Origin of the sequence: Butyrivibrio sp. MC2013 (assembly GCF_000424585.1) — a bacterium.
In the GTDB taxonomy this organism is placed as follows: Bacteria; Bacillota; Clostridia; order Lachnospirales; family Lachnospiraceae; genus Butyrivibrio.
This window is the reverse complement of record NZ_AUKE01000034.1, coordinates 1-13,343: the sequence shown is the minus strand read 5'-3', so window position 1 is coordinate 13,343 and position 13,343 is coordinate 1. Positions and strand designations below refer to the sequence as shown.

The window sequence follows — 13,343 nt, the reverse complement described above, 5'->3', positions numbered from 1 at the left end:
CTCGGCATAAGGTGGAAATTTATCTCCACTTCTTGCGAATATCTACCTCAATGAGTTCGACCAAGAGTTTCTAAAAAGAGGTGTGCCTTGCATAAGATATGCAGATGACATCGTTCTTCTAGCGAAAAGCAAAAGAGCATCAGAGAGACTCTTGGAAAGCAGTACAAAATATCTCGAAGAGAAACTGAAGTTAACAGTAAATCGAGAGAAAAGTCGTACTGTCAGCGTGTTTGCAATCCGAAATTTTAAATTCCTTGGCTTTGCATTGGGAAGGAACGGAAGTGGCGTTTTCGTCAGGGTTCATCCAAAGTCATTGAAGAAGTTCAAGTCAAAGCTGAAAGATTTATCTTCCCGTAAGTCTGTGCAATCCATCAAGCCTAGCCTTGAGAAAATCAAGGTATATGCGAGAGGATGGCTTAACTACTACGGTATAGCAAGCATGAAGAACAACATAGACGAAATCAATGGATGGCTCTATCACAGAATACGTATGTGTATATGGAAACAATGGAAGAAGCCCAAGACAAAGGTGCGAAATCTGATTAAGATGGGTGTACCCGAGGACTTGGCGTACATGGCTGGTAACAGTCGGCGTGGATATTGGTTTACCACACATACAGTCGCAGTCAACATGGCGATGACAAAAGAAAGACTGATAAACAGTGGCTTCTATGATTTAGCCACAGCCTATCAGTCTGTGCACGTCAACTATTGAAAGCGCCGTATACCGAACGGTACGTACGGTGCTGTGAGAGGACGGGAGCTAATCACTCCCTCCTACTCGATTCAGTTATAAAGGTTATTTTGGGAACGGTACCCTTTATCTATTGCGGTGAAATTATGTATAAAAGACCAATTGTTAATAGGTAAAGTGGGACGTAAAAACCAAATTTGGTTTTATAAGAATTTTCTGTATAAAACAATAAAATACTATATATTGTGGACAGCAATGAAAACACATCAATATATAGAAAAACGACAAAAAATAAATGATAAGGCTGAAATATTTGACTTCCAAAATGCTATATTTTGGGAAAACAGTGAAGTGTTAAAACCAAAAAAGTTGATATTTGGTTTTAAGTGTGATATATTGATTCTGGAGGTGGATATATGGGTGATGTGAAGGCTTATGAAGCAGGATTTTTACCTTTAAGCAATGGGAGTATTGATTATTCATATTTTTTGGATGAGCTTATAGATGCTTCAGCTAAACTTGAGGTATATAAAGAGAAGATAGCTGATAGTAAACTGGATAGTAGTTGGTTTATGCCAACATTGCAGCAAAAAGAAGCGTTGGCATCATCTTTACTTGAAGGAACACAAGCAACACTTGATGGAGTGCTTACAAATCAAGCAGAGCCAAATGATGCAGATGAAAATATCAATGAAGTTATCAATTATTTTAACGCATCTAAAAAAGGTATTCACATCTTGGGAAGAGAGGATTTTTCCAACGAATTCTTTTGCGAGCTGCATGCTATTTTGATGAATGGAAATGTCAGAAAACCTGAAGTTATTGGAAAATATAGGGTGGAGCAGAATTACATAGGAAAGAATGATGGAACGCACGCAATTACATTTACGCCTCCTGCGCCAGAAAAGGTTCCGGAATTGATGGATAATTTGATCTCTTACATCAATAAACCATCCGATGTATTAAAACCATTGGTAAGAATAGCGGTTATACATGCTCAGTTTGAGACTATACATCCATTTATGGATGGCAATGGACGTGTTGGGAGAATGCTGATTCCCTTGTATCTCTACTATACAAAGCAAATTGAGCTTCCGTGTTTTTTTATTAGTGAAGCGCTTGAGCATGACAAATTGAGATATTATAACCTACTAAATAATATAAGGCAGAAAGATGATTGGAATGAGTGGATTAAATTTTTCCTTAGTACAGTTGCGAATCAGTGTGATAAGTACATTAGTATTGTTACAGCAATAAACAAACTTTATGATGCACATATGAATATTGCTTGTGACTTTACAAAAACATCTAATGTTGTTCCAGTTATTAATATGCTATATCAGTATCCTATTACAACTGCTAAGCAGATAGTGGAAAAAACAAAACTACCGTTGACGAGTGTTAATAGGCTGCTGAATATGATGGTAGATAAAAAAATCCTTATAACAGATGGTAAACAGAGAAACAAAAAATACATTTATTATGGATTATTAGATATTATTCGTTAAGAATAATTTGCTGATAAAATCTATTGGAAAGCCGAGGTGATGATATTTGATTGTGATTAATAAGAAAAACGTATAACTGCGCCAACAGTTATACGTTCTCTCGAAGAAAGACTCAGTAGAATCTTTCAAAATCGGTATATATTATTCTACTTCAATCTTTCTAAGAGAGCAATAAAAATGTAACTAATAATCTTTTTATTGTTTGGCCAAGAATGATTCTTGGCAGAAAGATGAGGAGAAAATGGAAAAAGTAATTGTTTTAGTTCCTTGTCTGTCAGATATGACAGGAGGGAACGTCTATGGGTACAACTAAATCAGGAAGAGTTTTAAATACTCGAGGTGCTGCCGGATCTGCAAGCCAATTCTCAGTAGTTCATTCAAATGAAGGTGCCTATACAAAGCCACGTAACGGCAATCATATACGGCTTAAGAGTGGGGGACACGGACAAGCGGGCATGAACGAACTTGATAAGTATGGCATTAGATATAAGGTTGAGAAGACCTATCCTAATGGGGTACGAGTAGGACATGTTTTGGACCATACAAATAAGGCAAAAACAAAATCTATGGGACAATCGTGGTTTCCAAAGAACTGGACTAGCAAGGACATAAAACATGCAGGAGAGCATGTGGCAAATTTGAAAGGAAATAGACATACCAAGGATGGAGTGGCTGTATTTGGAATGTGGAAAGGAGTTCGTGTTGGAGTTATACGAACACATGGGCAAATAGGAACCATCTTTCCAGATGCAAAACAACCATATGGTAAAGGGGGTAAGAAAAAATGAATATAGAAAAGTTTAGAGAAGTCATTAAACGCAGAGAATATGTGGAAGATATTAGTTGCGGAGAATGGGCAGACGGAATAGAGGAATGCCAGAAACTTTTAACTGATATCCTATCAGAAGACATTACATCGACAATAGACTTCTTGAATAATGAATGCACTGCTTCGGAATATTCCTGGATTAGTGAGGTATTGGAGGAGGTTGTTGAAAAAAAACCAAATACTGAATTAGTTAAGTGCTACAAGGAACTAATGACTAAATTCCCTGAGGAATGTGCTACATACAATATTGCTGGTGCTATAGAAGGGGCAGAAGCAATATTGAGGTGGGAGGCAGAACATGGGAAAGACAGCGACTAATCTGGTAGATGAAGGTTTTAGAGTTTCTTTGGTAGAAACCGCATTCTTCGATGGAAAGTTTGAAATACCACATATTGATGCACCAAAAGATATTATTATTCCTGAAGGGATGGTTCCGTTCTCAATCAGAGAGCGGAGCCAAGATAAGAATGATTTTGTATGCTTTTATGAAAATGATATCAACTTTCGGGAAATATTAATAAATACCGAAGAGTACGTTGACAATCTAAAAAGGTTTCCGGGAATAGTTACACCAGATTGTTCACTTTATCTTGACGCGCCGTTATGTGTTCAAATCGCTGATATCTATCTGAACAGAGCAGTGGGGTATTACTTAAGCCAGCAAGGGCTTTATGTTGTGCCTAACATTCGATGGGGAGATGAGCGAACTTATAAATCAGATTTTCTCGGAGAAAAGGTGGCATTTCAGGGAGTGGATAAACATAGCATTGTTTCTATCGGAACATATGGACAAATCAAATCCACTGAATCCAAAAGATATTTCAGAGAAGGTCTTGAAGAGATGCTGAAGGAACTTGAACCAGAAGTTGTTCTTGTTTATGGCGCTATGCCTGATAAGATATTCGGAGGACTTTACGATAAGACGAGTTTCATTCAATATCCTGATTGGACTACCCGTATGAAACAAAAATGATTGTCATTTGGGAGAGTTGCCACCAGCCGCATACAGTAGCCCTGAGCTTTCTACCGTACGCAGCAGGTAAACAGCAACTTGAGGTGAAAATGCTTCAAATCCGGCACTTCAATACCTCAAAAAGTTCTCAAAGAGATGATCAATCTGCATTGCAGATTTCAGAAGACTCGGTACATTTGTACCGGGTCTTTTTGCGTGCCAAAAGCGAATCTGGGGGACGGGGTTAGTGGTCCAAAACGATGGGTTATAACACCAGAGCTTTCAGGTGCGATAAAAATCTTTCTGCTATTGGTGTAAATGCCTGATAGCGGTTCCATGCGAAATATATTTTGTTTTCAAGTTTAGGAGACAACGGTCGGAATACAAGGCCGTTGTCTTTTGATGTATCAATAAGATGATCATAGGTGAGAAGATATCCAAGACCTTCCATTGTGAAAATAGAACCATTGTAGGAAAGACGAAAAGACCCTTCAAGCTGCAAATCTGAAAATCTGCTCCCTGCCCAGCTTTTTATATCTCCGTTCCAGGCCTGATCTGAGCAGAAAAGTGATAATCCTATCAGGTCATCCAGACGAATGGATTTCTTTTTTGCTAGAGGGTCATTTTCGGGAATGATAAGTCCCCAGGTATCAGCCTGTGGAAATTCTAGATATTCATACTTTCTGATGTCCGGCTGCTCAACCAGAACAACAAAATCAAGCAGCCCTTTTTCTGTTTTTTCGGATAGCTGCTCTGTATCGCCACTTGTGATGTGATAGTGGAGATTGGGATAGCTTTCTTTAAAGGTCTTGATCGCTCTTGCAAGGAATCTTAGCTGATAAGATTCTGCAAGTCCAAGGTACAGGTCTCCTCCGCTTATATCATCAAGTGAAACAAATTCCTGCTCAATCTTATCAGCCATACTAACAAGATCTTCTGCGCGGTTTCTGAGAAGGATTCCTTCTTCTGTCAGCTTTATGCTGAAACTGTGCCTAGTGAATAGCTTCTTACCTAATTCTTCTTCCAATGATTTTAATTGTTTGGATAAAGTTGGCTGAGTCATATGCAGTATCTCGGCGGCTCTGCTCATATTTTCTTCTCTTGCTACTGCTAAAAAATATCTTAAAGTCCTGATTTCCATGGTGATTCCTTCCCTGCGCAGTGCACTCGAAATGCTACGCAGTGCAGCACTCGAAATGCTAAATGATATGCCAAAACAGAATATCATGATATTCATTATAACCATTAGCGAGAAATCTCACAAGCTTATACAATAAAGCTGTAAACAAAATAGTTGCACGGAAATGAGGAATACTCATGGATAAAGAATATCTAAAGCAAAGCCTTTCAGATGCTGGATGCTGTAATGAGGCATCAGATACTATTCTGGAAAGATTTGAGTCAGGCAGTATGGATGAGATGGTAAGGCTTCTGAAAAAAGAGAGATGCCGAGCCATGGACGAGTACCACGAATGCGGAAGAAAAGTTGACTGCATGGATTTCATGCTAAGAAAAATCGAAAACGAAATGAAGCAGAGATAACGGAGGTATCAAATGATGATCAGAACAGAAGAACTTAATCTAGTAACAGAGTGGGATAAGACTTTTCTAAAGAGTGAGAAGGTGGAACACAGCAAGGTGACATTTGTGAATCGCTACGGGATAACCCTTGCAGCGGATATGTATGTGCCAAAGAATGCGAACGGAAAGCTTCCTGCTATAGCGGTGTCAGGACCCTTTGGAGCTGTTAAGGAGCAGTGTTCAGGATTATATGCCCAGACCATGGCAGAAAGAGGATTTCTTACAATAGCCTTCGATCCCTCTTTTACAGGAGAGTCAGGCGGCAACGTAAGATATATGGCATCACCTGATATCAATACAGAGGATTTTATGGCTGCAGTTGATTTTCTTTCACTTAATGAAAAAGCAGATCCGGAAAGAATCGGAATCATAGGAATCTGCGGATGGGGCGGAATGGCTGTCAATACAGCTGCTCTTGACACAAGGATCAAAGCTACAGCTGCAATGACCATGTATGACATGACAAGAGTTAATGCAAAAGGTTACTTTGATGCCGATGATAGTGAAGAAAAGAGATATGAAGCGAAGAAGGCTATGTGCGCTCAGCGTCTTGAAGATTTAAAGAATGGAGAATATAAGCGCGCAGGAGGTGTTGTAGATCCTCTGCCTGCAGATGCACCTTTCTTTGTAAAAGATTATTTTGATTACTACAAGACGGATCGCGGATATCATGCCCGTTCCCTTAATTCCAATGACGGATGGAATGTAATAGGCTGTGAATCTTTTGTGAATCAGCCAATCCTTAAATACAGCAATGAAATCAGAAGTGCAGTGCTTCTTGTACATGGCGAGAAGGCTCATTCCTGCTACTTCAGTAAAGACGCTTATGCGGACATGATAAAGGACAGCAAATATGCTGATAATAAAGAGCTGATGATCATCCCTGATGCGGTACATACGGACCTATATGATGGAGGAGATAAGGATTATATTCCGTTTGATAAACTTGAGAGCTTCTTTAATGAATATCTGAAATAAGGAGAGATGACAATGAGTAAGGTTTTGATAATAAAGACAAGCCATAGAGCAAAGAGCAAAGAGCAATGATGAAGACTCTTCTTGACAGACTTAATCCGCTTTTTCCTTCGGATTATAGATTTCGTAATGTCTATATGCTTTCAACAGCTGCTGAAGATTAGACTTTTGTTCCTGAGAAAGCTGTCAGTGGTCTGAATGGTTGGGTAGATTGTTTTGAAAAAGCGTCATTTAAAGGTTCACTGTTCTGTGGCGGAATAAATGACATGGGTGAAGCAGACGGAAAAGAAGAGGAAAAGCAGGAAGCTTATGAGTTTGGAAAAAATCTTTTATAAGAAAAAATGCAGAGCCTGGATTATATTATGCTTGCTTGTTGTATTTACCGTTACAGGATGCAGAAAGCCTGTTAATACTGAGTCAGTTTCAGAAGCGGTAGCTATTCCGAATAAGGATAATGAAGAAATGACTCAAACCCGGCCTGAATTAGAAGAGGCAAGGAACATTGATATGGCTACGATGGAATCTTCAAAAAGTGAAGAGAGTATGACTGATTCAGAAGAAAGGTTGGCGGAGAATATGCTTAAGCTTTTTATAAATGATGAAGAGATACAGATAATCTGGGAAGAAAATGAATCAGTAGAAGCTCTGAAGAATCTGGCTGAAGATAAACCTATCATCATTGATATGTCTATGTATGGCGACTTTGAACAGGTTGGCTCTATCGGTCAGTCTATTCCAAGGAATGATAAGCAGATGACTACAAGTGCCGGGGACATTGTTTTGTATTCAGGTAATCAGCTGGTAGTGTTTTACGGTTCAAACAGCTGGGCTTATACAAAACTTGGTCATATAGATAACAAGTCTGAGGAAGAATTGGGAAGGCTACTTGGCTCTGGCAATGTTACTATAACAGTCAGCGTTAATGAATAAAGATTATGAGAAGTGAGGCAATATGATGAAAGCATATGAAACCGGTAAAAATCTGTGATTTGAGGTCTATGATGAGCATTACAGTTAATTTACGTTATAAAGGAACAGATGGCGTTACTCAAAAAGAGATGGCTGCTGTTATCACGCATGTGGCTTTCTATGCCGGATGGCCAAAGGCATGAGCTGTGTTTAATCTGGCAAAAGAAGTATATCCGATGTAATGAATCGGATGCAGAAGAGGATTATCTGAAAATCCAGTAAGTATGGATATTGGTAGATTGACATAACCCGAATTATTAGGTAACATCAGAACAGTTGAATTAAAAAGACGCCCATTGCTACCGAGTAGTAGGATAAACGTCATTCCTTTACCGTTAGGTCTTAGCAGGTAGGGGAATGGCGTATTTTATTATATCATAGGAAATTGCTTTCCTATGATATAATAACGCTCCGCTATGGATGCGACCGATGCGCAGATGTGTTTTTGTCGATCGCACTTAGGTAGCTTCATTTGGGAACAGCTTATGCTATGTGGACAGGCATGGGAATCGTGGGTACTACGCTGCTTGGGATTTTTCTTTTTGATGAGAAATTGTCAGTTCCACAGGTTATATGTGTTATTTTAATTGTAGTTGGAATTATAAGATGCGTAACAAAGAGTTCTCGGAAACAGAGCGCGTGCTCGTTGCCAGTGAGGGCGAACAAGGCTTATACGAAAAGTACGGTTTTGTAAAAATCGGTGATTTTAAAACCATATATGGCACCGAGGATCAACTGTTTCAGAAAGGGTTATGATAAGTGAGATATGGGAACGATTAAGGATTACAGAAATATGGTAGATCAGCCCTGGGGCAGAATGTTCTACGAAATGATTTTTAAACAGCTGATTATTACGAATGATAAAAGAATCAGAATTCTGGATTTTGGAGCGGGATTCTGTATTACAGCCAATCATTATGCCAAGAACCATGATGTTGTAGCTGTAGAGCCAAATGAAGAAATGTATAGCCTGCGTGTTGAAGAGAATGAGTATACTCTGATTACACAAGGATTGGATTATCTTAAGACTGTCCCGGATAATTCTATTGACTTTGTCATTTGTCACAATGTGTTGGAGTATGTCGAAAACAAGGAAGAAATCTTAAAGCAATTGGTCAGGGTATTAAAACAGGAAGGTACTTTGTCTATAATCAAGCATAATCTTTTCGGTAGAGTAATGGGAAGTGCTGTGCTTGGAGATAATCCGCATGCGGCACTGGACCTGCTGAACAACGTAGCAGAGGACAGCATGTTCGGAAACAGGGATGTTTATGGTAATGAGTTCCTGACTGATTTGCTTTCCGGAGAAATGGCACTTTCAGAAACATACGGAATAAGAGCGTTCTTTGGCTTGTCTTCAAACAACGAGATTAAATACACCGATGATTGGTACAAATCCATGCTTGAGCTTGAAGCCAAGGCAAGTACCATGGACGAATTCAGAAAGATTGCATTTTTCAACCATTTGATATTCAAAAAGAAATCCTGACTTATGTGTGGAGATATATGAAAACATATTACGATGACGGAACCTTAAAAATTCGAAGCATGATTCCAGAGGATGCAAAGATATTGTATGACACATATCTTTCCTATGGATGGCACCCTCAGATTAAGGTTTATGAGGATTATTACAAAGAGCAGGAAGAAGGCGAAAGACTTGTGTTTATCGCTGAATATGAGGGCGCGGTCAAAGGACAATGTACTCTTGTCCTACATCCCACGGAAGGACCATGGGGAGGACAGGACTATCCCGAAATTGTTGATCTAACAGTATTCTTCGACATCCACGGGAAAGGAATAGGAAGCAAACTACTTGATGTGGCGGAAAGCGAAGCTGCTAAAATCTCAGATATGGTATTTTTGGCAGTGGGTGTCCATTCCGGATACGGGCAGGCACAGAGGATATATGTTAAACGAGGATATATCCCGGATGGAAGCGGTGTCTGGTATCAAAACAAAGTTCTGGATCAGTATGCACCTTGTGTAAATGACGATGATCTGCTCCTGTTTTTGTCAAAAAAACTTCGATGAAAAGTAAAATCAGAGTATTATTTTTGATCGCAGTTATTCAAGTTGCCACCAGCTTTCTACCGTACGCAGCAGGTAAACAGCAACTTGTCTTGGAAATGATATACGACTTATTACACCTCAGGGCAACTGTTCTGGGGTGTTTTTTTATCGAATTGTGATAATCGCTAAAAGTGTAGAATTCTACAACTTTGTTGATTAAGATAAAGCGAGATAGATATCTAAATCAGTTGATCAATGCCAGAAATAATGGATTTCCGAAAGTGATAACAGGCGTAAGAAGATGTGGAAAATCTTTTCTTCTTAAAGAAATTTATAAGTGATAAACTAATACCTCAATAGCGAAAGGGAAGATTGGTATGGAGAATATTTTTTCACAAGGCTTAAAAGAAAACAACATAAATAAGCTTTTAGCTGCACCAAAAAGCGACCTCCACAATCACTCAACCAAAGGATGCAGAAGAGAGTGGCTTGCCCAGAAACTGAATGTTGATATTCCTAAGCCACCACAGCACCTAGAAGGGCTTGAAGGTATGCACGCATGGTTTAGGTCCTCTATAAAGCCCTTTTGTGATGGCTATGAGAATATGCTGCTTAGATGGGAGGGCGCTTTTGCTGAGGCTGAGCGAAATAACATAACTCGTCTTGTTATGAATTTTGGTACTGCTGAAGTGGACCAGGTAGGAACTGTAAAAGAGTTCCAAGAGCTTATTGAAGGATTCCATAAAACATTCTGCCCGGATAGTATTTTTGAGGCTGAGCTTACATATCCCGCCTTTGGAAACGTGGAAGAAGAGACTGATGAACTAGATAAATATGCAGGTTTAGGATATTTCAAGGCAATTGATATTTGCGCAGGAGAAAATGTTCAACCATTTGAAGCTTTTTTGCCGCTATATAGAAAGGCTGAGAAGTATCATTTAACTAAGAAGATGCATGTTGGAGAAACGGGTTCAGCGGAAGATGTCAGAAGGGCTGTGGAGACTCTTGGCCTATCAGAGGTGCATCATGGAATTAATGCATCAACATCCAAAGAAACCATGAGATTTCTGGCCGATAATCATATACAGGTTAATGTCTGTCCCAGTAGCAATGTAATGCTGGGATTTGCAAAGGATTATAAAACACATCCAATCAAAATATTGGTGGAGAATGGTGTTAGGGTTACCATAAATACTGATGATCTGCTGATCTTTGACTCGTCAATTGAAAATGAATATCTTAAACTGTATAGGGCGGGTACACTGAGGGCAGAGCAGCTTGAGGAGATAAGACAAACAGGATTAGGAATTCTGTGATAAGAAAGCAATATGGAATAATGCCGGATTAACCGATGAGAGAAGATAGATTATGAAGAGATCAGTTAAAAGAGCTATCATAATAATTTTAATTGCAAACGTCATCCTGATAGTTGCTGCTATTTGCGGGAGAATACTGAGCAGATTCGTTTATGAAGATCATCTTGATGAGCCTTTGATCACAGTTGATGATACCGAGATTACCTTAAGAGAATTTGGATATTACATATATGAAGTAGAAGAGTTTGTGCAGAACCAGGCACTTTTGTATGATCCTGAGAATCCAAAGCACTGGTGGAATACCCACTTTTCAGCCGGCATGGATTCTCAGTTTGTCTGTGATTACGCCAAGAAGGTGGCAGTTAACACTTGTATATCAGATGAGATTTATTATAAAAGAGCTCTTTATGAAGGAGTTGTATTAAGTAGCGCGGAAGAAAAACAAGCAATGGTCGAAGCAAAGATGATCTTAAGCAGCATGACCGGGAATCAGCTTGCAAGAACAGGGTTGGATGAAAGCATCCTCACTAATATGCGGATAAAACATGCTCTTGCAGTAAAATATGCCAAATTTCTTGTAAATACCTGTGATTTAACAGGATATTCCGAAGACCCGGAAAAGCTTCTAAACTGGGATGGCGTGTATTATCAAGAAAAGATTCTACCGGAACATACAGTAAAGACTAATGATAAGGTTCTGGATAAAATAACGTTGGGAAAAATAACAGTGAATTATGAGTAATTCTATTTGAATGTGTTAGAATTATTTCATGAAAACAAGAGAAGAAGCATTAAAATACGGATTATCTTTTCCGGATACTTATCAGGAAGCGCCCTTCCACGATCCTAACTGGCAGCTGGTGCGATATAAGTATAATAAAAAAGCATTCCTGTGGACTTATGAACGAGAGGGCTTTATTAATCTCAATGTGAAGGTTGATCCCGAGACGGCTTTTTTCTGGAGAAAGGCTTACAGCTCAGTTATTCCCGGATACCATCAGAATAAGGAGCATTGGAATACAATCATCCTCGATGGAAGTATCCCGGATAAAGACATAAAGCTCATGATTGCCGAGAGCTACGACCTGATAGCAGACTCTCCGACTAAGAGGATTTATGATGCTGTAGCCAGAATCCCAAAGGGATGTGTTGCAACTTATGCGCAGGTTGCAGAAGAAGCCGGGGATAGAAAGATGGCAAGAGCTGTAGGAAATGCTCTTCACAAAAACCCTGACCCCAGCACAATTCCCTGTCATCGTGTAGTAAACTCAAAAGGCGAACTTGCCGGCAACTATGCATTTGGCGGAGCCTGGAAGCAGGGAGAAATCCTGCTCTCTGAAGGCGTCGAAGTCAAAGATGGAGTTGTTGATTTACATAAATATCAATGGCGCAATAAATAATAAAGCCCCTGACCTTTGCGGGGCTCTTTTATAAGAGAAAGAGCTCGACAACTTTGTAGAGCGATTAAATTCCAGTTTGGCAAGAAGAACAAACGCAGAAAAACTTCCCAAGAAAATATATATTGTCTTTAATATATTGGCGCAAAGACGAGTGGATTTTTGCAGGAATATATGAGAGTTTGAGTGTTATGGAAACACCAAATGGTCCATCAAAATATAGATATTCTACAAGGCTTGTTGATGTAGCAACAGATTTGATAGGAAGAATGATAATAGGTTTAAAAAAAGATTTTCGAGCTTCATATCTTTGTTTGGAGAATTACGTAACAGATTTAGAAGTTCTTGAGATTACAAGGGATGTATGCAAAACAGTATTTCCAGGGTATGACAAAGTGAATGTTTCATGGGAAGAATTGTCTGGCTACATCGAAACTGATGCCTGGAAGACTGCACTTGCGAATCAAAAAGGCGTTTACTTAATCTCTGATATACAAAATGGAAAAAAGTATGTTGGTTCGGCAACCGGTGAGAATATGCTCTGGGGAAGATGGAAAGACTATATCTTAACTGGACATGGAGGCAACGCTGAGCTTAAGAATCTAGATTTAGAGTATATTAAAAAGAATTTTAGATACAGCATTTTAGATATATATAAGAGTACCACTGATGATGACACAATCTTAGAAAGAGAGTCATGGTGGAAAGAGGCACTTATGACAAGGGAGTTTGGGTATAACAAAAATTAGCATTGAGGTAATGTTGTTAGCACCCTCTCTGAATGACTTTTAGTTGATACCTTTGATTGTCGCTGGATTGATTGATATACTGTCAATCAGTCTGTAGAAAGGAAGATTCCGAAAGGAGGTCCCCTAGCAAGCGACAATCCCTTCGGAATCCATGGTTTAAAACCATGGTAAGCGTATCAAAATATACAAAAACTTTCAATGAGAAATTGGGTGTTTTTTATTGAAAGTGAAGAAGAATGTATCTGTCCGGAATGTAAGAGTGGTCTGAAATACAGGGATAAGGTCCTAAGAATCCAGCGTTATCGTGATTCTGAACCTAAGTGGTTCGCAATAAACAGGTTGAAGTGTACCAATGAGAGC

Annotated in this window: 16 protein-coding genes and 2 pseudogenes; 17 read left to right on the top strand and 1 reads right to left on the bottom strand. The window is 39.2% G+C overall.

The genetic code is table 11. The features are described 5' to 3' along the window. Positions 1-10: 10 nt before the first annotated feature. From G636_RS18675 to G636_RS0113845, 5 genes and pseudogenes are all read left to right on the top strand, one after another. A pseudogene (locus G636_RS18675) lies at positions 11-715 on the top strand (group II intron maturase-specific domain-containing protein); the annotation flags it as partial. 395 nt (positions 716-1,110) lie between these two features. Continuing rightward, a complete protein-coding gene (locus G636_RS0113860; protein ID WP_051227039.1) occupies positions 1,111-2,202 on the top strand; it encodes a Fic family protein in 1,092 nt (363 codons plus the stop codon). A 299-nt stretch (positions 2,203-2,501) separates the two neighbouring features. Then, positions 2,502-2,990, top strand: coding sequence for an EndoU domain-containing protein (locus tag G636_RS0113855; protein ID WP_026508539.1), 489 nt, complete (start codon positions 2,502-2,504; stop codon positions 2,988-2,990). Next, positions 2,987-3,349, top strand: a complete 363-nt coding sequence (locus tag G636_RS0113850) for a hypothetical protein (protein WP_026508538.1) — start codon at positions 2,987-2,989, stop codon at positions 3,347-3,349. The genes G636_RS0113855 and G636_RS0113850 overlap by 4 nt, the downstream gene beginning before the upstream one ends. Beyond that, positions 3,330-4,004: a DUF4417 domain-containing protein gene (locus G636_RS0113845; RefSeq protein ID WP_026508537.1), complete on the top strand. Its 675-nt coding sequence runs from the start codon at positions 3,330-3,332 to the stop codon at positions 4,002-4,004. Before G636_RS0113850 ends, G636_RS0113845 begins: the two co-directional genes overlap by 20 nt. A gap of 244 nt (positions 4,005-4,248) precedes the next feature. Here G636_RS0113845 and G636_RS0113840 read toward each other — a convergent pair whose 3' ends face one another. Further along, complete coding sequence (locus G636_RS0113840) at positions 4,249-5,124, bottom strand: LysR family transcriptional regulator (protein ID WP_026508536.1); 876 nt, start codon at positions 5,122-5,124, stop codon at positions 4,249-4,251. A gap of 176 nt (positions 5,125-5,300) precedes the next feature. Here G636_RS0113840 and G636_RS0113835 point away from each other — a divergent pair, with 176 nt between their 5' ends. The 12 genes and pseudogenes from G636_RS0113835 to G636_RS21305 all read left to right on the top strand — a co-directional run. Continuing rightward, the gene (locus G636_RS0113835) at positions 5,301-5,525 is read left to right on the top strand and encodes a hypothetical protein (RefSeq protein ID WP_026508535.1); all 225 of its coding nucleotides are present in this window, start codon (positions 5,301-5,303) and stop codon (positions 5,523-5,525) included. A gap of 15 nt (positions 5,526-5,540) precedes the next feature. After that, entirely contained in the window at positions 5,541-6,542 is a 1,002-nt protein-coding gene (locus G636_RS0113830) for an alpha/beta hydrolase (protein WP_026508534.1), read from the top strand. A 306-nt stretch (positions 6,543-6,848) separates the two neighbouring features. Beyond that, positions 6,849-7,469 (top strand): cyclophilin-like fold protein, encoded by a 621-nt coding sequence (locus G636_RS0113820; protein WP_081668498.1) that lies wholly within the window; start codon positions 6,849-6,851, stop codon positions 7,467-7,469. Between the two features lie 107 nt (positions 7,470-7,576). After that, positions 7,577-7,648 (top strand): annotated as a pseudogene (locus G636_RS21225) (carboxymuconolactone decarboxylase family protein); the annotation flags it as partial. Between the two features lie 332 nt (positions 7,649-7,980). After that, a complete protein-coding gene (locus G636_RS21310) occupies positions 7,981-8,202 on the top strand; it encodes a DMT family transporter (RefSeq protein ID WP_442855996.1) in 222 nt (73 codons plus the stop codon). Between the two features lie 72 nt (positions 8,203-8,274). Continuing rightward, positions 8,275-8,997, top strand: coding sequence for a class I SAM-dependent methyltransferase (locus G636_RS0113805; protein WP_026508531.1), 723 nt, complete (start codon positions 8,275-8,277; stop codon positions 8,995-8,997). Between the two features lie 17 nt (positions 8,998-9,014). After that, complete coding sequence (locus G636_RS0113800; RefSeq protein ID WP_026508530.1) at positions 9,015-9,542, top strand: GNAT family N-acetyltransferase; 528 nt, start codon at positions 9,015-9,017, stop codon at positions 9,540-9,542. Positions 9,543-9,898: 356 nt separating this feature from the next. Next, positions 9,899-10,837: a hypothetical protein gene (locus G636_RS0113795; RefSeq protein ID WP_026508529.1), complete on the top strand. Its 939-nt coding sequence runs from the start codon at positions 9,899-9,901 to the stop codon at positions 10,835-10,837. Between the two features lie 52 nt (positions 10,838-10,889). Beyond that, positions 10,890-11,579, top strand: a complete 690-nt coding sequence (locus G636_RS0113790; protein ID WP_026508528.1) for a hypothetical protein — start codon at positions 10,890-10,892, stop codon at positions 11,577-11,579. Between the two features lie 28 nt (positions 11,580-11,607). Beyond that, entirely contained in the window at positions 11,608-12,237 is a 630-nt protein-coding gene (locus G636_RS0113785; RefSeq protein WP_022778134.1) for a methylated-DNA--[protein]-cysteine S-methyltransferase, read from the top strand. A 188-nt stretch (positions 12,238-12,425) separates the two neighbouring features. After that, positions 12,426-12,983: a GIY-YIG nuclease family protein gene (locus G636_RS18665; RefSeq protein ID WP_051227037.1), complete on the top strand. Its 558-nt coding sequence runs from the start codon at positions 12,426-12,428 to the stop codon at positions 12,981-12,983. A 198-nt stretch (positions 12,984-13,181) separates the two neighbouring features. Further along, positions 13,182-13,343 (top strand): DUF6431 domain-containing protein (locus G636_RS21305; RefSeq protein ID WP_442855997.1); only part of this gene is annotated, 162 nt, incomplete at its 3' end.